We start from the raw sequence: 21,055 nt of genomic DNA on the forward strand, positions 1-21,055 counted from the left end.
ATCCCAGCCGGTAGCGTGGAGGCATGAGCGATGACAGATGGGTGTGGGGCACAGGCCTCGCGACGGTGACCGATGCGGGAACGGTGTTGGACACGTGGTTCCCCGCTCCCGCCCTCGGCCGCATCCCGGGCGGATACGACCCGGCCGCGGCGTCCGAGAACCTCGATCATCTGGCCGTTCCGGATGAGCGTCGCGGGGTCCGCGTCGAGCTGGTCACCGTCGAGATCGACATGGACGCCGCACCCGCCGGCACCTCCGACGCTTACCTCCGCCTTCACGCGCTCTCCCACCGCCTCGTGCGGCCGAACGGCCTCAACCTCGACGGCGTCTTCGGGCACCTTCCCAACGTCGCGTGGACGAACGCCGGCCCGATGCACCCCGACGACGCGACGCGGCTGCGCCCGTTCCTCCTGCGCGACGGCATCCAGGTGCAGGGCCTGGACAAATTTCCCCGACTGCTCGACTACGTCACGCCCGAGGGCGTCCGCATCGCCGATGCCTCGCGTGTGCGGCTCGGCGCCTACCTGTCCCCCGGCACGACCGTGATGCACGAGGGATTCGTGAACTTCAACGCCGGCACCCTGGGCGCCTCGATGGTCGAAGGGCGCATCTCCCAGGGAGTCGTCGTCGGCGACGGCAGCGACATCGGCGGCGGGGCCTCCATCATGGGGACCCTCTCCGGCGGCGGGTCGCACAAGGTCGCCATCGGCGCACGGACCCTCCTGGGCGCGAACGCCGGCATCGGCATCTCTCTCGGCGACGACTGCGTCGTCGAAGCGGGTCTCTACGTGACGGCGGGGTCCAAGATCGTCCTGGCCGACCGAACGCCGCGAGCCGACGGCGCCCGCCCCACCGTCAAGGGCGGCGACCTGTCGGGCCGGGACGGTCTGCTTCTGCGTCGCAACTCCGTCACCGGCGCGATCGAGGCCCTCTCCCGCGAGGGCGTGGGGGTCACTCTGAACGAGGCACTCCACGCCTGAGCGAATGCCGCGGCGGCGGCGATGCCTGGCCGCGGCGGCCCTGCTGGCGGTCGGCGCCGCGGTCGCCGTCGCCGTCGCCGCCGAGGTCTACGATGCTCTCGCCAGCCGCCGGGGCGTCCCCGCGCTCCCGGCACGGGCCCCCACTCGCGAGGCGGTCGTCGTGCTCGGGTACGGGAACCGCGGCTCCCGCGCCAACGCCGTCAACCGCTACCGCGTGCGGGCCGGCATCCGATCGATCGATCCTCGCGCCGTGCACTCGACGCTCATCCTGAGCGGCGGTCCCGTGCACAGCGCAGAGCCCGAGGCACGGATCATGGCGCGCTATGCCCGGAGACGCGGCTACCGCGGGCCGATGCGGCTCGAGGCGGAAAGCCTGTCCACCCGTGACAACATCCGCCACGTGATCCCCCTCCTCGAGGACGCCGACGTCATCGTCCTCGTCTCAAACCCTCCACATGCCGAGATGGCGCGAGACGAACTGCGCCGTGTCCGACCTGATCTCGCGCTGCGTCTGCGCCGCGCCGCCGACCACCGCTTCGGCGAGGTCCTCCCCTTCAAGGTCGTCGGCGCGCTGGTCTCGATCCGTCACCATCGCCGCCTGCCGCCCGCCTGAGTTCTCCCGCCGAGGCCCCGCGCGTATGCTCAGCGGCATGGGTCACCGGCTTGCGAAGAAGACGTACGAGAAAGAGCTGCGCCGCCTGCAGGCGCAGCTGGTCGACATGCAGGCGTGGGTGCAAGCGACCGGCGCGCGCATCATCGTGCTGTTCGAGGGGCGGGACGCGGCCGGCAAGGGCTCGACGATCAAGCGGGTCGCCGAGTACCTCAACCCCCGTGTGACCCGCATCGTCGCTCTGCCCACGCCGACCGAGCGCGAACGGACGCAGTGGTACTTCCAACGCTACGTGCCTCATCTTCCCGCCGCGGGCGAGATCGTGCTCATGGACCGGTCCTGGTACAACCGAGCCGGCGTCGAACATGTCATGGGGTACTGCTCGAACGCCCAGTATCACCGGTTCCTCCACCAGGCGCCGATCTTCGAGCGCATGCTCGTCGAAGAGGGCATCCAGGTGCTGAAGTACTGGTTCTCGGTTTCCGACGTCGAGCAGGAGAACCGGTTCCGATCGCGCAACGAGGATCCCATGCGTCGATGGAAGCTCAGCCCCAACGACGTGCTGTCGATCACGAAATGGGAGGACTACTCGCGCGCGAAAGACACCATGTTCGTGCACACGGACATCCCGGAGTCTCCGTGGTTCGAGGTCGACAACGAGGACAAGCGCCGCGGCCGGATCAACATGATCGCGCACCTGCTCTCGCAGATCCCGTACGCGGCCGTCGACCGCGAGCCCATCGAGATCCCGGAGCGGCCCGCGTCGCGAGGATACGAGCGTCCGCCCCGCAACGGTACCGGCCTCGTCCCCGACCACGCGGCCACACTCGAGGACTGACCTCCCCGCACCGCGCGGCTCGCGGGCGGCGGGTCAGCCGATGCCGGGGTAATCGCGCTGCGGCGAACCGATGTACACCTGCTGAGGACGTCCGATCTTCGTCTGCGGGTCGGTCTGCATCTCCCGCCAGTGCGCGAGCCACCCCGGCAACCGACCGATGGCGAACAGTGGCGTGAACATGCGGGTGGGAAAGCCCATCGCCTTGTAGATGACACCCGTGTAGAAGTCCACGTTCGGGTAGAGCCGGCGTTCCTTGAAGTAATCGTCGCTGAGAGCGATCTCCTCGAGCTCCTTGGCAAGATCCAAGAGCGGGTCGCTCACTCCCAGCGCTTCGAGCACCTCGTCCGCGGACTCCTTGACGAGCTTTGCACGCGGATCGTAGTTCTTGTAGACGCGGTGGCCGAAGCCCATCAGCTTGACCCCGTCCTCCTTGTTCTTGACCCGCTCGACGAAGCGCTGCACGCTCTCACCCGAGTCGCGGATCTGCCCGAGCATCGCCAGGACAGCCTCGTTCGCACCGCCGTGCAGCGGACCGTAGAGGGCGTTGATGCCGGCGGAGATCGACGAGAACTGGTTCGCCCCGGTGGAACCGACCAGGCGCACGGTCGAGGTCGACGCGTTCTGCTCGTGGTCTTCGTGCAGGATGAGAAGGCGCTCGAGGGCGCGCGACATGACCGGGTTGACCTCGTAGATCTCGCTGAGCACACCGAAGTTGAGTTTGAGGAAGTTGTCCACGAAGCTCAGCCCGTTGTCCGGGTACAGGAAAGCCTGGCCGACGCTCTTCTTGTGGGCGTAGGCGGCGATCACCGGGAGTTTGGCGAGCATGCGGATGGTGTTCAGCTCGACGTGCTCGGGGTTGTGGGGGTCGGACTCGTCCTCGTAGTACGTCGACAGGGCTGCCGTGGCTGCCGAGAGCACCGACATCGGGTGCGCCGTCGGCGGCAGGGACGAGAAGAACCGCTTGAGATCTTCGTGCAGGAGGGTGTGTCGGCGGATACGGGCATCGAACGCCTCGAGCTCCGACGCGCTGGGGAGCTCGCCGTACAGCAGCAGCCACGCGACCTCGAGATAGCTGGAGTGCTTCGCCAGCTGCTCGATGGGGTACCCGCGATAGCGGAGGATGCCCTGGTCGCCGTCGATGTAGGTGATCGCCGACTTCGTCGCGGCGGTGTTCACGAACCCGTAGTCCAGGGTCGTGTATCCGGTCTTCCTCGTCAGCGCCGAGACGTCGATGCTCGGTGCGCCCTCGGTGCCGCGCACCAGCGGGAATTCGGTCGTGGTGCCACCGATGGTGATGGCGGCGTTGTCCTGCTGAATGCCCGCGTCGCTCACGGCGCCTCCTTGCGATTTCTGGTCGTCCCGGGGGTCGTCGACCCGGTCGGCCACCTCACGGTGGTGTCCTGGTCGGCGCGGAAGGCGATGTTCGCGATGGCCGCGCGTTCTACAGCCTACCCATGGCGAGCGCCCACTGATGACACAGCCAAAGATGACGGGTACCTGGTGGGGGAACCCTCCTATCGGCCGGACCTGGTGGGCCGAGCTCACTCCGAGGCAGGAGCGGCTGTGCGACGTGGCTGCGCCGCCCTCAGGCGCTCGGCGGCGGCCTCGATGCGTTCATCGTGCGCCGTGAGGGAGAGTCGGATGTGATGCGGGTGATGAGGCCCGTAGAAATGCCCGGGCCCGGCGAGGATCCCCAGCTCGGCCAGGCGCCCGACGCTCTCCCACGCGTCACGTCCCTCCGTGGCCCACAGGTACAGACCCGCTTCGCTCGCGTCCACGCGGAATCCCGCCTCCCGCACGGCGGGGAGGAGGATCTCACGCCGCCGTCTGTACCGCTCGCGTTGCTCGTCCACGTGCGCGTCGTCGCGCAATGCCGCGACCATCGCGGCCTGCACGGGCGCAGGGAGCATCAGCCCGAGATGCTTCCGGGCGGTCAGCAGGCTGGTGATCAGCGCGGGATCTCCGGCGAGGAAGGCCGCGCGATAACCGGCGAGGTTCGACTGCTTGCTGAGGGAGTAGACCGAGAGGAGGCCGGTGAGCTCTCCCCCGGTGACCTCCGGGTCGAGCGCAGACGGGATGTCGAGCTCATCCCACGGTGCGTCCCAGCCCAGCAGCGCGTAGCACTCGTCGGAGGCCACCACCGCCCCCAGCGCTCGGGCGCGCCCGACCGCCCGACGAAGGGCAGCGGCATCCAGCACGCGACCATCCGGGTTTCCCGGCGAGTTCAGCCACACCAGACGCGTACCGTCGGGCCACTCATCGGGGTCATCGGAACTCACCGGTGTCGCGCCGACCAGACGCGCCCCCACCTCATAGGTCGGATAGGCCGCACGGGGGTGCACCACGACATCCCCCGGTCCGAGTCCGAGCAGCAACGGCAGGAGGGCGACCAGCTCCTTCGACCCGATCGTCGGCAGGACGTGCGCCGGAGTGAGCCCGGAAACTCCCCGCCGCCGTGCGTACCACTGCGCGATCGCCTCACGCAGCGCGGTGGTCCCGATCGTCTGCGGATACGCGTGCGCGTCTGTCGCCGCCTGGATCGCCCCGGCGATCACGGTCGGGGTCGGATCGACGGGTGAACCGATCGAGAGGTCGACGATGCCGTCGGGATGAGAACGCGCCCGCTCCGCGTAAGGGGCAACGGCGTCCCACGGGTAATCGGCGAGGTCGGCGACTCCCACGGTCAGTGCTCTTGCGGCGGCAGCGCCGCGATGATCGGGTGATCCTTCGCGATGACACCGACCTTGGCGGCCCCGCCCGGCGATCCCACGCCGTCGAAGAACTCGACGTTGGCCTTGTAGTAGTCCTGCCACTGGTCGGGCAGATCGTCTTCGTAGTAGATCGCCTCGACGGGACACACCGGCTCGCACGCACCGCAGTCGACGCATTCGTCGGGATGGATGTAGAGCGACCGCTCCCCCTCGTAGATGCAGTCGACCGGGCACTCGTCGATGCATGCGCGGTCTTTGACGTCCACGCACGGAAGGGCGATCACATATGTCACGGGTCCGAGTCTACGCGCTGCGTGGCGCGCGCTCGTCGCGGGAGGGCATGTGCGGCCACGCCACCACCAGGGCGACCACCACGGGAACGGCGAAGGTCCACACGAGAGAGATCTCCGTCTGCGGAACCACCACCGAGCCTCCAGGCCCCTCGCCCGAGAACACCAGGGTGGTGACCATCATCCCCAGACCGGTGGCCAGCGTCGACCAGCGATCACCGGTCAGCAGGCGGACGGCGACGAGCAGTGCCGCGGACCCGATGATCGCGACCGCGAGGCCGACCGGAACACCGGCGAGGGTATAGGCATGCCCGATCGTCCCGGCCAGGCCGTAGAACGCGCCGATCACGAGGGCGAGCGCCCACGTGGCGACGCGGACCGGCAGCGAGGAGTTCACCCCGACAGCCTAGTCTCCCCACGCACTCGTCGAGCGTCACGCGGCCCAGCCGAGCGCGCGAAGCAGCGACGCGGTGACCGCCGCAGCGGCCACGACGACGAGGAACGGCGCGCGCACCAGAAGGAGACCGGCCGCGACGGCGACGGCGGGGACCCGGGCATCCAGTGTCACCGCCTGCCCGTCCCCGAGCGTCTGGACCGCGACGAGCGCGGCAAGCAAGGCGACGGTGAGCAGATCCGCGGTGCGCGCGGGGCGCGGCGCTTCGAGCAGACGCGGCGGCACGAGGTATCCGAGCGTCTTCCACACCACGCAGATGATCGAGGCCACGAGGATGGCCGTCCACATCGTCACGGCAGACCTTCCCTCTCCGGCACATCGTCCGGTTCCTCCGGGGGCGACACGTCGCGACCGAGCCAGTTCGTCCAGCCCACCACCACCGCCACGACGGCCGCCACGAGCACCGGGACGCCCGGCATGAGGACGGGGGTGAGCATCGTCGCCACGACGGCGGCGGCGATCCCGACCGCGATGGGCTGCCGCATCCGCAGTCTCGGCCACAGCAGCGCGAGGAAGGCGGCGGCCGCCGCGGCGTCCAGGCCGTAGGCGCGGGGATCGCCCAACACATCCCCCAGGAGTGCACCGGCGAGGGTGGACAGGTTCCATCCCACGTAGATGCCGATCCCGGTGACCCAGAAGCCGATTCTCCGGGCGCGCGGTGTGCGTCGCGCCAGGGAGACAGCGGTCGACTCGTCGATCGTGAACGGCGCGGCGGCCAGCCGCCTGAGCCGGCCCCGCCCGATGAGCGGAGACATCCGCATCCCGTAGGCGATGTTGCGCACACCCAGCAGCGCGGCGGAGGCGATCGCCGACGGCGCCGCCGCCAGACCGCCCGCGGCGACCACGCCGACGAACGCGAACTGCGAACCGCCGGTGAACATCAGCAGGCTCAGCACGCACGTCTGCCACACGTCCAAGCTGGCCGCCACCGCGAGCGCGCCGAACGAAATGCCGTACGCACTGGTCGCCACCGCCACTCCGAGCGCCTCGCGCCACGCGGCGCGAGCCTCGGCCTCGTCGTCCATCGGCGCCGCCTCATCCCTCACCGACACGGGCGTCCCGGAGTCGGATCAGGCGTTGGCGTCCTGACGCTTCAGGCGGCTGGTCTGGCGTGCACGCTCCGTCTGGTCGAGGATCACCTTGCGGATCCGGACCCGCTCGGGCGTGACCTCCACGCACTCGTCCTCGCGGGCGAACTCCAGGCACTCCTCCAGCGAGAGCTGACGCGGGGGCGTCAGCTTCTCCAGCTCGTCCGCGGTCGACGAGCGCATGTTGGTGAGCTTCTTCTCCTTGGTGATGTTCACATCCATGTCCTCGGAGCGGGTGTTCTCTCCCACGACCATGCCCTCGTAGACCTCCTCGGTGGGCTGGACGAAGAACGACATGCGCTCCTGCAGGGCCATCATCGCGAACGGCGTCGCGACACCGGCACGGTCGGCCACGATCGATCCGTTCTGACGGGCGACGATCTGGCCGGCCCAGTCGTCGTAGCCGTGCGAGATGGCGTTGGCGATGCCGGTTCCGCGCGTGGCCGAGAGGAACTCGGTGCGGAAGCCGATGAGACCGCGGGAAGGCACGACGAACTCCATGCGCACCCAGCCGGTCCCGTGGTTGACCATCGTCTCCATGCGGCCCTTGCGGCCCGCCATCAGCTGCGTGATCGCGCCGAGGTACTCCTCGGGAGCATCGATCGTGAGGTGCTCGAACGGCTCCTTGATCTTGCCGTCCTCGCCCTTGCGCGTGACGACCTGGGGCTTTCCGACCGTCAGCTCGAAGCCCTCGCGTCGCATGTTCTCCACGAGGATCGCCAGCGCCAGCTCGCCGCGGCCCTGCACCTCCCACGCGTCGGGGCGACCGATGTCGACGACCTTCAGCGACACGTTTCCGATGAGCTCACGGTCGAGGCGGTCCTTGACCATGCGCGCGGTGAGCTTGTGGCCCTTGACCTTGCCGACCAGCGGCGAGGTGTTGGTGCCGATGGTCATCGAGATCGCGGGGTCGTCGACCGTGATGGCCTTCAGCGGCCGGACGTCCTCGGGATCGGCGATGGTCTCACCGATCGTGATGTCCTCGAAACCTGCGATGGCGACGATGTCGCCGGGGCCGGCCGACTCGGCCGGGTAGCGCTCGAGGGCGCGGGTCTTCAGCAGCTCGGTGATGCGGGCGGTCGAGTGCGAGCCGTCGTGCCGCACCCACGCGACCGTCTGCCCCTTCTTCAGCGTGCCGTTGAAGACGCGCAGCAGCGCCAGGCGACCGAGGAACGGGCTGGAGTCGAGGTTGGTGACCCACGCCTGCAGCGGGGCCTCGTCGTCGTAGGCGGGGGCGGGCACGTGCTGGAGGATCGCCTCGAACAGCGGCTCGAGATCGTCGTTGTCCGGCAGATCCCCGTTGGCCGGCCGAGTGCGGGACGCGGCTCCGGCGCGTCCGGAGGCGTACACCACCGGCACGTCCAGCAGTGCGTCGACGTCGAGGTCCGGAACGTCTTCCTGCAGGTCGGAGGCGAGACCCAGCAGCAGATCGTGGGCCTCCTCCTCGACCTCGGCGATGCGCGCGTCGGGACGGTCGGTCTTGTTGACCAGCAGGATGACGGGAAGCTTCGCCTCCAGCGCCTTGCGCAGCACGAACCGGGTCTGCGGCAGCGGTCCCTCGGAGGCGTCGACCAGCAGAACGACACCGTCGACCATCGACAGACCGCGCTCGACCTCGCCGCCGAAGTCGGCGTGCCCGGGGGTGTCGATCACGTTGATCGTCACAGCCTCGTCGGTGTGCGCGCCGTTGTAGGTGATCGCGGTGTTCTTGGCGAGGATCGTGATGCCCTTCTCACGCTCCAGGTCGTTGGAGTCCATCGCGCGCTCTTCGACGTTGGCGTGGTCGCCGAACGAGCCGGTCTGCCGCAGCATCGCATCCACGAGGGTGGTCTTGCCGTGGTCGACGTGCGCGACGATCGCGACGTTGCGGAGGTCGGTGCGAAGGGCGTGCGCCATGGGGGTGTCCTTGCCGAGTGAGGGAATGTGCCCGGAACCGGGCCTTCCTACTCTACCGGGCGCCTTCGCGCGCCCTGTCACGTGCCTCTCAGCCTTGGCGCCCGGCTCGCGGACGCCGACGGGATCAGTCGCCCTTGGCGGCGGTGCGCGCCTCGCGCCGCTGACGCTGCTCGTCGGGATCGGGCACCGGCACGGCGGAGATGAGGCGCCGCGTGTAGGGGTCCTGCGGGTCGCGCAAGATCTGGTCGCGCGTGCCGATCTCGACGAGCTTGCCGTTGTGCATCACCGCGATCCGGTCGGCGAGCTGGTCGACGACGGCGAGGTCATGGGTGACGAACAAACAGCCGAACCCGAGGTCGCGCTGCAGATCCTGGAAGAGGTCGAGCACACGCGCCTGCACGGATACGTCGAGGGCGCTCGTGGGTTCGTCCGCAACGAGGAGCTTGGGCTTGAGCGCCAGCGCGCGGGCGATCCCGATGCGCTGGCGCTGCCCGCCGGACAGTTCGTGCGGGTAGCGGTTGCGCATCGATCTCGGCAGTTCGACCGCGTCGAGGAGTTCCTCGACGCGCTGGTTCATCTCCTTGCGACCGAACCCGCCCGCCAGGAGCAACGGCTCGGCGATCGACTCACCCACCGGGATGCGGGGGTTCAGCGACGAGCCGGGATCCTGGAAGACGATGCCGATGTCTCGGCGGACACTGCGCAGATCGCCACGGGAGACGCCCGCCATCCTGCGTCCGGCGACCTCGAGCTCTCCCGAGTGCACCGGCAGCAGACCGATCGCCGCGCGGCCGATGGTCGTCTTCCCCGACCCCGACTCGCCGACGAGCCCCACGACCTCGCCCTGGCGGATGTCCAGATCGACACCGTCGACAGCGCGGAAGGCCGGTACGCGGCCACGCTTGGGATACTCGATCACGAGGTCCTTCATGTGGAGCACGTTGTCGGCGCCGAGCCGCTTGGCCGGGGCGGACTGTTCCGTGGAGGTCGCGCCGAGGTGCGGCACGGATGCCAGCAGCGCCTGCGTGTAGGGGTGCTGCGCCTGTCGGAAGACGTCAGCGACCTTGCCGTGCTCGACGACGGCGCCGTCCTTCATGACGATCACCTGGTCGGCGAGGTCGGCGACGACACCCATGTCGTGCGTGATGAGCACGATCGCCGAACCCATGTCGGTGTGCAGACGCCGCATCAGGTCGAGGATCTCGGCCTGGACCGTCACGTCGAGGGCCGTGGTCGGTTCATCGGCGATGAGCAGCTTCGGGTCGTTCGACATCGACTGCGCGATCATCGCGCGCTGGCGCTGACCGCCCGAGAGCTGATGCGGGAACGAGTCGAACGCCTTCTTCGGGTCGGGCATCTCGACCTGTGCGAGCAGCTCGAGGGCGCGCGCGGAGGCTTCCGCCTTGTGCATGTTCGGGTTGTGGATCTGGAGCGCCTCCATGATCTGGTACCCGATGGTGTAGACGGGGTTCAGGGCGGTCATCGGCTCCTGGAAGATCACGGAGATCCCCTTGCCGCGGACCTTGCGCAGCTTCGCCGGGGACGCCCCGATGAGCTCGCTGCCGTCGAGCTTGGCGCTTCCGGAGGCACGGCCGTTGCCCGGCAGCAGCCCCAGCACCCCCATCGAGCTCGTGCTCTTGCCCGAGCCGGACTCGCCCACGATGGCGAGCACGTCCCCCGGGTGGAGGGTGTAGTTGATGCCGCGGGCAGCCGAGACCCACTCGCCCTCGACCCAGAAGTCGATGCCGAGGTCTCGCACTTCGAGCACCGGCGCGGTACCTGCCTGCGTCTCGTTCACGTGGTGATGCCTTTCAAGAGTCGTTCATGCCGCGTCTGCGACGATAAGAATGTGTCCGAAGCCCATGTCCTGCGTCCCCGGTTCGGTCGTGTCCTGTCCGCGGTGGTCATCGCGGTGTGCGCGGCCGCCGCGGTGACCGTCGTCGTCCAATCCCCGACCGCCGGCGTCCAGGCCGTGCCGCTGCTCGCCCTGTTCGCCTTCGCGATGTGGGCAGGCTACTGGCGCCCGGCCGTCAGAGTCGACGACGATGCGGTGACCGTCGAGAACGTCTTCCGCACCATCCGCGTACCGTTCACCAAGATCCAGCGCATCGACACGCGCTTCGCCTTGACGTTGTACACCCCCGGCATGCGCGTGGCCGCGTGGGCCGCTCCCGCGCCGGGACGACACAGTCTCATGCTCGCCCGCCGTGAACAGGGCCAGCACCTCCCCGAGTCCAGCTACGTCGCCGGCACCGTCCGTCCGGGCGACCTGGTCGGTTCCGAATCCGGCGCCGCGGCGTACATCGTCCGCCGCCGGTGGGAGCAGTTGCGTGACGCGGGCGCCCTCGACGAAACCCTGGGAGCCGTCGAGGTGCGTCTGCACACCACGACGATCGCGGCAGGCGTCGTCCTCGTCGGTGCAGTGGTCCTGTCGGTGGTGCTGTAGGGCGGGCATCGTCAGGATTTCCGGCCCGTGCTGCCCGGAGCGTCATCGGCCGCGGACCCCGCGGTGATCGCGCCGGCGCCGGTGCGATCCGCGCCGCGGGCCGCCCACCACCGTCGCATCTCGGCCATCGGTCCGTTGAAGTTCGGCACGCGCTTCTGGCGGGGATCGAACGCGTCGCGCAGCCCGTCGCCGACGAAGTTGATGCACAGTGCGATGGCGATGATGAACACGCCCGGCCACCAGAACAGCCACGGCCGTGTCGAGAACGCCCCCTGATACTCGTTGATGAGCTGGCCCAGGGAGATGTCCGGGGTGCGGATGCCGAAACCGAGGAAGCTCAACGAGACCTCGATCAGGATCGCCGCGCTCATGAGCAGCGTCGCGTTCACGACGATGACCCCGACCGTGTTCGGCAGGATGTGGGTGAAGATGATCCGTCGGTCGCTGGCCCCGGCCACTCGCGCGGCGTCGACGAACTCGCGTTCGCGCAGCGCGAGGAACTCCGCGCGGACGAGGCGGGCCAGTCCGGTCCACGCCAGGATGCCGATGACCACTCCGATGGTGACGGCGTTGCCGCCCACCGTACGGGCCAGCACCGCGGCCAGCACGAGGATCGGGATGATGATGATGACATCGGTCAGGCGCATCAGCAGCGAGTCGGTGAAGCCGCGGTAGAAGCCCGAGACCGCACCGATGACGGTGCCGATGACCGTCGCGAGGATGCCCACCAGGAAGACGACGAGCAGTGACTGCTGCGTGCCGCGCATGACTCGCGCGAACATGTCCTTACCGAGGTCGTCCTGACCGAACGGGTGCTCTCCGAACTGCAGCGGCCACAGCTGAAGGGTCGGCGCACCCCCGTTGACGATGTCGTAGCGGGTCCACCAGTCCTTCGGATACCAGCCGGCTATGCGGAACCCGTCGATCACGAGCGTCCCGGTGGCCGGGTCGACCGTGTAGTCGCCGGTGCCGCCGATGACCGTCCCGACCGAGGTGAAGGCGAGCAGCACGATGAGGCCGAAGACGACCAGCGAGACGATCGCCCCGCGATGGTGCAGGAAGCGCCGCCGCACGATGGCGCCCTGGCTGAGACCAGCCGTCGAGCGCTGCTCGATCGACATCTCCCGCCCACGGTCGTCGCGGTGCCGGCTCTCGAAGTCGTCCTCGTTGGGGAGGAGGTCGTTCGGATTGGCTTCCTGGGGGTTGTGTTGATTCTGATTCGACATGTCAGCTCACCCGGATTCGGGGGTCCAGCGCCGAGTACAGCAGGTCGGCGATGATGTTGAAGAGGACGGCGAGCACTCCGGTCACGAGGAAGAAGCCCATCATCAGGTTGACGTCGGTGTGGCCCAACGCATCCGAGAAGACCGCCCCCATGCCCTTCCAGGCGAAGACCGTCTCGGTGATCACCGCACCGCCGATCAGGCCTCCGAAGTCGAAGGCGATGATCGTCGCGATCGGGATCATGGCGTTGCGGAAGGCGTGGCGCATCACCACGACCCGCTCCGACAGGCCCTTCGCGCGAGCGGTACGCACGTAGTCCTGGTTCATGACCTCGAGCAGACTCGCACGCGAGTACCGGGTGTACGCCGCGAGCGAGATCAGCATGAGGGTCAGAGTCGGCAGGATCAGGTGCGTGAGCGAGTCGAGCATCTGCAGCCAGTAGTCATCGGTGCGGTCGATCGCCGGCGTCGACGCGCCGATGGTCGAGATGACGCCACTGGAAAGCGGGATGATCGACTCGTACGTCGCCCAGCGCTGGAACATCTGGTCGAAGACGAGCGGGATCGTCCCGAGGCCCGCAGCCAGTCCGACGATTCGCGCCATGTACGCCTTGCGGTCACCGCCGAACAGGAGGCCCACCAGCACGCCGATCGCGACGAGGGCGACGGCGGCGATGAGGATCGTCCACCAGGCGTTCCCGAAGAAGAACAGGTACTGGAACGGGTAGTAGAGCGCGACCGGTCCGACGACGGCGGCCAGTCCGAAGGCGATGAGCGCCGTTCGGTCCTTCAAACCTGTCGTCAGGCTCGCGACGATGAGCGCGTTGCCGATCGCGAACACGATGACGCCGACCAGGCCGATCGAGGGCTGCTCGAACCAGTTCGTGACCGTGAGGATCGCCAGGAACACCCCGCCGGCGATGCCGGTGAACACGAACGTCTTTATCCGTGTGCTGAGCGATCCACCGACGATCGCCATGAAGACGAAACCGGCCACCAAGGCGAAGATGAGGATCGCCCACCAGGGGATCGTCGGGTCCCCCAAGAACTGGTTGAAGGCGATGCCGCCGTACTGCTTCAGGATGACGGCCACCCAGAACACGGGCAGCGAGTAGAAGACGAAGGTGGCGAAGGTCACCGTGTAGTCGTATCCGCTGTACTGGCGCAGCGCGGTGGTCATACCGATCGCGACACCGAACAGGATCGACAGCACCGTTGCGACGGTGATCAGCTGCAGGGTCGAGCCCATCGCGGTGGCGATGACCTCGGTGACGGGCAATTCACCTCGGGCGACGGAGATGCCGAGGTCGCACTGACCGATCAGACATCCGGCGGCGCCGGGCAGCCACGTGAAGTAGCGGAGGGTCGGGGGGACGTCGAGCTGCAGCTTCTGGGTGAGGTCCGCGATCAGGAACTGTGCGTTCTGATCACGGCTCTGCCGCAGTTCTTCGAGGGGGTCGCCGGAGATGGCCGTCAGAACATAGACGACGTATGAGGCGACGAGGAGTACGAGAAGGGTGGCGACGAGTCGCCGGGCCACGAACGAGAGCACCGAGAGGGGTCCTTTGGGTCATCCAACGTGGGTGGTGGGCCGGATGCGGAGCACCCGGCCCACCACCACAGCGTTTCGCTTACTCGGCGTCAGCGCCGGCCGTCGGCGCCCACTCCCAGAAGTTCCAGAAGTAGTACGGCGCGAGCGGAGCCGGGGCGATGCCCTCGACGCCCTTGTCCCATGCCGTCAGACCCGGGAACTGGTAGAGGGTGATGCCGTAGCCGTCGGTCCACAGCTCCTTCTCCACGTCGATCTGGATCTGGATCTGCTCGTCCTCATCCAGCTCGGTCTCCAGGTCCTTCAGACGCTGGTCGACGATCTCGTTCGAGTAGCCACCGAAGTTCGAGGGCTGCCCCGTGCCGAGGTACTGGTCGGTGCCGGTCAGCGCGAGGCTGGTCGACGCCCAGGCGAAGATCACCGCGTCGTGCGGGTTGATCGGGTTCGCGGCGGTGTCGGTGAACTCCCAGTTGGGCTCGGAGTCGTCGATCACGTTGAAGCCCGCGAGAGCGCCCGAGGTGGCGATGAGCTCGTACTCGGCGGCGCGACGCTCGTTGCCCTCCGGGTACCAGAACTTCACGTCGACGGGGGCCTCGACGCCGGCGTCGGCGAGGAGCTGCTTGGCACCCTCGATGTCGACCTCGCCGTACTCGGCCGAGCCGTTCGCCTCGACGATCGGGTCGTACATGGGCGAACCGGGGATCTGCAGGATCGAGTTGCGGACCTCGGCGTTCGGGTTCAGCGGACGGATCAGCTTCTCGACGATCTCCTCGCGCGGGATGGTCTTGAGGAACGCGGTGCGCACCATCTGCGCCTTGTCCTCGTCGCCACCGTAGGTCGCGGGGTCGAACGGACCGCCGTTGTTGAAGGTGAGGTCGACGTGCTCGTAGGTCGCCTCGTCACCGGTGTAGTAGTCGGCCGTCTCGGTCTCCTGGACCAGCTGCAGCACGTCGGGCGTGGGCTGACCCGAGGCCACCTGCACGTCCTGGTTCTGCAGCGACTGCACCTGAGCGGTGGGGTCGGCGATCTGACGGATCGTCACGCGCTGGTACTTCGGCGACGGACCCCACGCGAAGGACTCGTTCGCGACGAGGGTCACGTAGTCCTCCTCGACGAGCTCCTCGACGATGTAGGGACCGTACGACAGGGTCACCAGCTCGTTGTCGGGGGTGTTCGCCTGCTGGAATTCGAGCTCCCAGGCCTCCGCCACGGGGGCGAGCCACCCCTCGTCACCGTTCTGGATGGCCTCGACCAGCTGGTCCTTGGCCTCCTGCGGGTCTTCGATCTCGGGGTAGGCCAGCATGACCGCGGCGTGCGCGGCGACCGAACCGGTGCTGAACTGCACCTCCCAGTCGACGTAGGGCACGTCGTAGACGAGGGTCAGCTTGTTGTCCTCGATCTCGGGGACCTGCGTGGCCAGCTCCGGACGCGGGTTCGCGTAGTTGAAGAGGAAGCCGTCCTCGGTCTCGAAGGCGCCGAAGATGTAGGCCCACGACAGGAGCATGTCGGCCTCGTCGACGGGGGTGCCGTCCGACCAGACGACGTCCTCGTTGATGGTGTACTCGACGGTCAGCGGGTCGTCGCTGGTCTTCTCGTAGGAACCGAACTCGGTGTTCTGAACGAGTTCAGGCGAGTCGTTGTAGTAGTTGAACGCCGACGTCGTCATGTAGGTGACGTTCGAGTTGGCGACGTTGTTGCCCGATGTGCTCGCGGTGTTGAAGTTGTCGATGATGTCGTTCCAGGAAACCGTGATCTCGGTGTCCTCGATGACCTCTGACTCATACGGGACCGAGCAGCCGGCGAGAGCGAGAGCTCCCGCGGTGATCAGACCCGCACCCGCAGCCAGACGTGTTCTCTTCACGCTGATGTCCTCCAGTGCATGGTGATTGCAGTCCCGGTTGAGTCACCGGTGACCGCCAGATATCACTGAACCCTAAGCACCCGGTAAGCAACTATCAAACTTCCGCCCCAAAACGTTACATACCCTTAACTCGTTTCCCCCGGCCTGTGGCAATCTGACAACGTGGCTGTCTCCCCTGCTCCTGCTTCTGCACGTTTCGGCAATGCCCGCACGTGGTGGGAAATCGGCTTGGTCCTGGCGATCACCGTCGGCCAGTCCGCGATCTACAGCGTGCTGTCGCTCGCGCGTCGGTTGCTGGTGGAGACCCCTCTCGGCGAGCAGCAGGCGCAGCTGAACACCGCGCGCGACGAACTGGCCCTGTGGGATGCGCTCTACCGCGTCCTCGACGTCTTCTTCGACCTCGCCCTGGTGGGGCTCGTCGTCTATCTGCTGTGGGAGCCCGGTCGGAATGCCCTGCGCGGCATCGGCCTGGATTTCTCGCGCTTCGGCGTCGACGTCGGCCGCGGTGTGCTCTTGACGGCCGTGATCGGCATCCCGGGCCTTGCCCTCTATGCGGCCGGCCGCGCGCTCGGAGTGACCGTGTCGGTCGTGGCCTCCCCGCTGGACGCGGCGTGGTGGACGGTGCCACTCCTGGTCCTCTCCGCCCTCCGCGCGGGGCTGACCGAGGAGGTCATCTTCATCGCGTACCTCTTCGACCGGCTCCGGCGTGTGGGGTGGTCGACCTGGACGATCATCCTCTCGACCGCGGCGCTGCGCGGCGCTTACCACGCCTACCAGGGGTTCGGCGCGATCGTGGGGAACATCGCGATGGGCGTCGTCTTCGGCTGGTGCTACCACCGCTGGGGGCGCGTGATGCCCCTCGTGATCGCCCACACCCTGCTCGATGTGGTCGCCTTCGTCGGCTACCCCCTCGCCGTCGCCCTCTGGCCCTCCCTCTTCTAACCCTCCCGCCCCATCCGCCCCGCCCCGCCCCGCCCCGCCCGCCCCGCCCCGCCCCGCAGCGCCGAGACCCGCGTTCGCGTCCGAGACCCGGTTGCGTGCGGCCAGGTTTCGGACATCGGGCCGGGTCTCGGCGGTGCGGCTCTCCTGCTGCACAGCGCAGCAGTCTGGGGGATCATCCACAGATCTGGGCCCGGCGGACCTCGGTCGGAGAGGATGCGGCCACGCTCGAGGGCATGCAGAGCTCGCCGGTCCCGCTCACCCTCGCCTCGGATGAAGCGTTCGGAGGTGTGCGGTTCCGCACCGACCCGGGGTGGGTGCGCGTGCGGCGCGGGGTATACGCGCCCCGCATCGCGTGGGAGGCCCTCTCACCGTGGGAGCGATACCTCGCTCGGGTGCACGCGGTGGGTGCGCAGCATCCCGGAGTCCTGTTCGCCTTCGAGTCGGCGGCCGCACTGCACGGGCTGCCGATCTTCGGGGAGCCTCGCGACGTGCATCTGATCGACGACGCGGGTGGGAAGTCGCGGCGCTATGGCGACCTCGTGATCCACTCGACACGACGACCGCCGCACGCGGCCGCCCTCGGCACGGTCTGGGCGACCGGCATACGGGACACCGCGCTCGGCCTCGCCCGCGTCCTTCCTCCCGCGTACGGACTCGCCGTGGTCGACGCCGGGCTCCGCCGGGTCGGCGAGACCGCGGCGACGTGGCGCACTCTCACCCAGGGCCACCTCGGTCAGCGCGGAAAGCGGCGAGTGCAGTGGGTGCTCGACCGCGCGACGCCCCGTTCCGAGTCGGTCGGCGAGTCCGTGAGCCGTGCGGTCATCGAGTGGCTCGGATTCCCGGATCCCGAGCTGCAGGTCGTCTTCTCGTCCCCGGGTTTCGAAGATCGTGTCGACTTCTTCTGGCGGTCCGTTCGCGCCATCGGCGAGTCCGACGGCTTCGGGAAGTACGACCGCGGCGACGTCGACGCCACGACGCGGGCGCTCGTCGACGAGAAACGGCGCGAGGACCGGCTCCGACGCCAGGTGGACGGCTTCGCCCGGTGGGACTGGGCGGACACGATGCGCGCTGACCCGCTCGCCGCAGCGCTGAGAGCGGCGGGCCTCGACACGATCCGGGCGCCACATCGCGCCGCGCTGGCGACGCTGCGACACCATCCCCGATCTTGGCGACACGGCGAGACCCGGCCGCCCGTCTGAGACCCGACCGCACGCGGCCGGGTCTCAGACGCCAAGCCCGGTCTCGCCCGCAACGCGGTGCGCCGGAGGCGGGGCGACGCGAGGTCGGGGGCGGGGCGAGGCACGGGCGGGTGCGCTCAGGCGAAGGCCTCCGGGGGCGGGCACGCGCACACGAGGTTCCGGTCGCCGTAGGCCTGGTCGATGCGGCGCACCGGTGGCCAGTACTTGCCGCGGACGAGGCTGCGCACGGGGTACACCGCCGTTTCGCGCGAGTACGGGTGCGGCCACTCGGCGATGCTGATCGACTCGGCGGTGTGCGGGGCGTTCACGAGCGGGTTGTCGCTTGCCGGCCAATTCCCCGCCCGGACACGCTCTGCCTCCGCCTTGATCGCGACCATCGCCTCGACGAATCGATCGAGTTCCGCGAGATCCTCCGACTCGGTCGGTTCGACCATGAGCGTGCCTGCCACCGGGAACGACATCGTCGGCGCGTGGAAGCCGTAGTCGATCAGGCGTTTGGCGACGTCGTCCACGGTGACGCCGGTGCTGTCCCGGAGAGGGCGGAGGTCGAGGATGCACTCGTGCGCGACCAGGCCGTTCTCGCCCGCGTACAAGACCGGGAAGTGATCCTTCAGCCGCACCGCGATGTAGTTCGCCGCGAGCACCGCCGCGGCGGTCGCGTCGGTGAGGCCGCGCGATCCCATCATCCGCACGTACGCCCACGAGATGGGCAGGATCGACGCCGAACCGTACGGCGCAGCCGAGATCGGACCACCGGAGAAGACGTATCCGCCGGCATGCGCCTCCCGCTGCGCGGCCGGATGGGAGGGCAGGAACGGCGCGAGGTGCGCTTTCGCCGCGACCGGCCCCACCCCGGGTCCGCCCCCGCCGTGCGGGATCGCGAACGTCTTATGGAGGTTCAGGTGCGACACGTCGCCACCGAGGTCGCCGAAACGGGCGAAGCCGACCAACGCGTTGAGGTTCGCCCCGTCGACGTACACCTGTCCGCCGGCGTCGTGGACGGCCCGAGTGACCTCGACGACGTCGTGCTCGAACACCCCGTGCGTTGACGGGTAGGTGATCATGAGCGCCGCCAGCGAGTCCCGGTGCGCCTCGATCTTCGCCCGGAGATCATCCAGGTCGACGTTGCCCGCTTCGTCACATGCCACCACGACGACCCGCATCCCGGCGAGCACCGCCGACGCCGCGTTCGTGCCGTGGGCGGAGGACGGGATGAGGCACACCGTGCGCTCCGCATCCCCGTTGGCGCGGTGGAAGCCGCGGATCGCGAGCAGACCCGCGAGCTCCCCCTGCGATCCGGCGTTGGGCTGCAACGACACCGCGTCGTAGCCGGTGAGATCGGCCAGCCACTGTTCGAGCTGGGTGACGAGGTCGAGGTATCCGGCCACGTGCGCCGCGGGGGCGAACGGGTGAATCCTCGCGAACTCGGGCCACGACACCGCCGCCATCTCGGTGGCGGCGTTCAGTTTCATGGTGCACGAGCCGAGCGGGATCATGCCGCGGTCCAGCGCGTAGTCGCGGTCGGCGAGCCGCTTGAGGTACCGCATCATCGCCGTCTCGGAGTGGTGAGTGGTGAACACCGCGTGCGTCAAGTACTCATCGGTGCGCGCGAGGGCGTCGGGAAAGGACCGAGCCGCACCCGGCGCGAAGGCATGCCATCCCTGTCCGGTGCCGCCGTATCCGCGCCCGCCCGGCCATCCCGGAGCATCTGCCACGCCGAAGACGGTGAGGAGTGCGGGAACGACGTCGGGCGAGGTCGCGGAGACCTCGTCGAAGGCCACGCCCACGGTGACGTCGTCGACACGGCGCAGCAGGATGCCGCGTTCCCGGGCGGCATCCACGACGGCGTCGGCGTCGGAGACGCGGACCTGGATCGTGTCGAAGAACGCCTCCGCGACGACCTCCAGGCCTCGAACCCGCAGGGTGTCGGCGACGAGGGTGGCCTGCGCGTGCACCGATTGCGCGATCGCCCGCAGCCCTCGCGGGCCGTGATAGACGGCGTACATCGCGGCCATCACGGCCAGCAGCACTTGGGCGGTGCAGATGTTCGAGGTCGCCTTCTCGCGACGGATGTGCTGCTCACGCGTCTGCAGAGACAGACGGTAGGCGGGGTCGCCCGCGGCATCCTGCGACACCCCGACCAGGCGTCCGGGCAGTTGCCGCTCGAGTCCCGCACGCACGGCCATGTAGCCGGCGTGGGGCCCACCGAAGCCCATGGGCACGCCGAATCGCTGGGTGGTCCCGACGGCGATGTCGGCGCCGAGCGAGCCCGGCGAGCGCAACAGGGTGAGGGCGAGCAGGTCGGCCGCGACCACGACGCGACCGCCGCCGTCACGCACGGCCGCGATGACCTCGGTCGGGTCCCACACCCGCCCGGAGGCCCCGGGGTACTGAACGAGGGCCCCGAAAGCCTCGCCGTCGGCGATGGCGCCGGCGGCGAAATCCACCTCCCGCACCTCGATGCCGAGCGCCTCGGCACGGTGCGCGAGCAGCGCGGCGGTCTGCGGCATCGTGTCCGTGTCGACCAGGAAGACGTTCGAGGAGCTCTTGGATGCGCGGCGCGCGACGAGCATCCCCTCCACGACCGCCGTGGACTCATCGAGCATGGACGCGTTGGCGGTGTCGAGGCCGGTCAGATCGGTCACCATCGTCTGGAAGGTGATGAGGGCCTCGAGTCGGCCCTGCGAGATCTCGGGCTGGTACGGCGTATAGGCGGTGTACCACGAGGGGTTCTCGAACACGTTCCGCGCGATGACGGCCGGTGTGTGGGTGTCGTAGTAACCGAGCCCGATCATGGAGCGCGCGACGGTGTTCGCCTCCGCGAGCGCGCGGAGCTCGGCCAGCGCCTCCGCCTCTCCCGCCGGCTCCAGGGCGAGGCCCTCCTCCTCTGCGAGACGGATGGATGCGGGCACCGCCGCGGCCATCAGGGACGACGTGTCGTCGTACCCCACCGCGGCGAGCATCTCCC

At 68.7% G+C, this 21,055-nt stretch carries 18 protein-coding genes; 6 read left to right on the top strand and 12 right to left on the bottom strand.

Translation table 11 applies throughout. From position 1 onward, the window contains the following. The first annotated feature begins 23 nt into the window (after positions 1-23). Genes dapD through ppk2 form a run of 3 tightly spaced genes read left to right on the top strand, consistent with a single transcriptional unit; the run spans position 24 to position 2,428 of the window. Positions 24-980 (top strand): 2,3,4,5-tetrahydropyridine-2,6-dicarboxylate N-succinyltransferase, encoded by a 957-nt coding sequence (gene dapD / locus RZO50_RS11550; protein WP_322599877.1) that lies wholly within the window; start codon positions 24-26, stop codon positions 978-980. Between the two features lie 4 nt (positions 981-984). Continuing rightward, a complete protein-coding gene (locus RZO50_RS11555; RefSeq protein ID WP_322599878.1) occupies positions 985-1,593 on the top strand; it encodes an ElyC/SanA/YdcF family protein in 609 nt (202 codons plus the stop codon). Positions 1,594-1,630: 37 nt separating this feature from the next. After that, positions 1,631-2,428 (top strand): polyphosphate kinase 2, encoded by a 798-nt coding sequence (ppk2, locus tag RZO50_RS11560; protein ID WP_322599879.1) that lies wholly within the window; start codon positions 1,631-1,633, stop codon positions 2,426-2,428. A gap of 33 nt (positions 2,429-2,461) precedes the next feature. Here the strand turns inward: ppk2 and RZO50_RS11565 are convergent, their stop codons facing one another. The 8 genes from RZO50_RS11565 to RZO50_RS11600 form a co-directional block, all read right to left on the bottom strand. Then, the gene (locus RZO50_RS11565; RefSeq protein WP_322599880.1) at positions 2,462-3,760 is read right to left on the bottom strand and encodes a citrate synthase; all 1,299 of its coding nucleotides are present in this window, start codon (positions 3,758-3,760) and stop codon (positions 2,462-2,464) included. Between the two features lie 209 nt (positions 3,761-3,969). Continuing rightward, positions 3,970-5,109: a succinyldiaminopimelate transaminase gene (dapC, locus tag RZO50_RS11570; RefSeq protein WP_322599881.1), complete on the bottom strand. Its 1,140-nt coding sequence runs from the start codon at positions 5,107-5,109 to the stop codon at positions 3,970-3,972. A 2-nt stretch (positions 5,110-5,111) separates the two neighbouring features. Next, complete coding sequence (fdxA, locus tag RZO50_RS11575) at positions 5,112-5,432, bottom strand: ferredoxin (protein ID WP_322599882.1); 321 nt, start codon at positions 5,430-5,432, stop codon at positions 5,112-5,114. A gap of 10 nt (positions 5,433-5,442) precedes the next feature. After that, positions 5,443-5,826: a DUF6113 family protein gene (locus tag RZO50_RS11580; protein WP_322599883.1), complete on the bottom strand. Its 384-nt coding sequence runs from the start codon at positions 5,824-5,826 to the stop codon at positions 5,443-5,445. Between the two features lie 36 nt (positions 5,827-5,862). Continuing rightward, the gene (locus RZO50_RS11585) at positions 5,863-6,177 is read right to left on the bottom strand and encodes an AzlD domain-containing protein (RefSeq protein WP_322599884.1); all 315 of its coding nucleotides are present in this window, start codon (positions 6,175-6,177) and stop codon (positions 5,863-5,865) included. After that, on the bottom strand, positions 6,174-6,908 hold the full coding sequence (locus tag RZO50_RS11590) for an AzlC family ABC transporter permease (RefSeq protein WP_322599885.1): 735 nt from the start codon (positions 6,906-6,908) through the stop codon (positions 6,174-6,176). Before RZO50_RS11590 ends, RZO50_RS11585 begins: the two co-directional genes overlap by 4 nt. A gap of 45 nt (positions 6,909-6,953) precedes the next feature. After that, positions 6,954-8,867, bottom strand: a complete 1,914-nt coding sequence (typA, locus tag RZO50_RS11595) for a translational GTPase TypA (protein ID WP_322599886.1) — start codon at positions 8,865-8,867, stop codon at positions 6,954-6,956. 124 nt (positions 8,868-8,991) lie between these two features. Beyond that, positions 8,992-10,665, bottom strand: a complete 1,674-nt coding sequence (locus RZO50_RS11600; RefSeq protein ID WP_322599887.1) for an ABC transporter ATP-binding protein — start codon at positions 10,663-10,665, stop codon at positions 8,992-8,994. 51 nt (positions 10,666-10,716) lie between these two features. Here RZO50_RS11600 and RZO50_RS11605 point away from each other — a divergent pair, with 51 nt between their 5' ends. After that, positions 10,717-11,313 (top strand): PH domain-containing protein, encoded by a 597-nt coding sequence (locus RZO50_RS11605; protein WP_322599888.1) that lies wholly within the window; start codon positions 10,717-10,719, stop codon positions 11,311-11,313. A gap of 11 nt (positions 11,314-11,324) precedes the next feature. Here the strand turns inward: RZO50_RS11605 and RZO50_RS11610 are convergent, their stop codons facing one another. From RZO50_RS11610 to RZO50_RS11620, 3 genes are all read right to left on the bottom strand, one after another. Then, on the bottom strand, positions 11,325-12,539 hold the full coding sequence (locus RZO50_RS11610) for an ABC transporter permease (protein WP_416211596.1): 1,215 nt from the start codon (positions 12,537-12,539) through the stop codon (positions 11,325-11,327). A 1-nt stretch (position 12,540) separates the two neighbouring features. Then, on the bottom strand, positions 12,541-14,088 hold the full coding sequence (locus tag RZO50_RS11615) for an ABC transporter permease (RefSeq protein ID WP_322599889.1): 1,548 nt from the start codon (positions 14,086-14,088) through the stop codon (positions 12,541-12,543). A 79-nt stretch (positions 14,089-14,167) separates the two neighbouring features. Continuing rightward, positions 14,168-15,946 (bottom strand): ABC transporter family substrate-binding protein, encoded by a 1,779-nt coding sequence (locus RZO50_RS11620; protein WP_322599890.1) that lies wholly within the window; start codon positions 15,944-15,946, stop codon positions 14,168-14,170. 162 nt (positions 15,947-16,108) lie between these two features. Here RZO50_RS11620 and RZO50_RS11625 point away from each other — a divergent pair, with 162 nt between their 5' ends. Next, positions 16,109-16,888, top strand: a complete 780-nt coding sequence (locus tag RZO50_RS11625; RefSeq protein ID WP_322599891.1) for a CPBP family intramembrane glutamic endopeptidase — start codon at positions 16,109-16,111, stop codon at positions 16,886-16,888. Between the two features lie 233 nt (positions 16,889-17,121). Further along, complete coding sequence (locus tag RZO50_RS11630) at positions 17,122-18,087, top strand: hypothetical protein (protein ID WP_322599892.1); 966 nt, start codon at positions 17,122-17,124, stop codon at positions 18,085-18,087. 116 nt (positions 18,088-18,203) lie between these two features. On the opposite strand, the gene gcvP is transcribed toward RZO50_RS11630, so the two are convergent. After that, the gene (gene gcvP, locus RZO50_RS11635; RefSeq protein ID WP_416211600.1) at positions 18,204-21,050 is read right to left on the bottom strand and encodes an aminomethyl-transferring glycine dehydrogenase; all 2,847 of its coding nucleotides are present in this window, start codon (positions 21,048-21,050) and stop codon (positions 18,204-18,206) included. Positions 21,051-21,055 lie beyond the last annotated feature (5 nt).

Source organism: Microbacterium xanthum, assembly GCF_034531355.1.
In the GTDB taxonomy this organism is placed as follows: domain Bacteria; phylum Actinomycetota; class Actinomycetes; order Actinomycetales; family Microbacteriaceae; genus Microbacterium; species Microbacterium xanthum.

Coding starts and splice junctions, on each gene's coding strand:
- dapD (WP_322599877.1), top strand. CDS start 24: ATGAGCGATGACAGATGGGTGTGGGGCACAGGCCTCGCGACGGTGACC.
- RZO50_RS11555 (WP_322599878.1), top strand. CDS start 985: ATGCCGCGGCGGCGGCGATGCCTGGCCGCGGCGGCCCTGCTGGCGGTC.
- ppk2 (WP_322599879.1), top strand. CDS start 1,631: ATGGGTCACCGGCTTGCGAAGAAGACGTACGAGAAAGAGCTGCGCCGC.
- RZO50_RS11590 (WP_322599885.1), bottom strand. CDS start 6,908: ATGGACGACGAGGCCGAGGCTCGCGCCGCGTGGCGCGAGGCGCTCGGA.
- typA (WP_322599886.1), bottom strand. CDS start 8,867: ATGGCGCACGCCCTTCGCACCGACCTCCGCAACGTCGCGATCGTCGCG.
- RZO50_RS11610 (WP_416211596.1), bottom strand. CDS start 12,539: ATGTCGAATCAGAATCAACACAACCCCCAGGAAGCCAATCCGAACGAC.
- RZO50_RS11630 (WP_322599892.1), top strand. CDS start 17,122: ATGCAGAGCTCGCCGGTCCCGCTCACCCTCGCCTCGGATGAAGCGTTC.
- gcvP (WP_416211600.1), bottom strand. CDS start 21,050: ATGCTCGCCGCGGTGGGGTACGACGACACGTCGTCCCTGATGGCCGCG.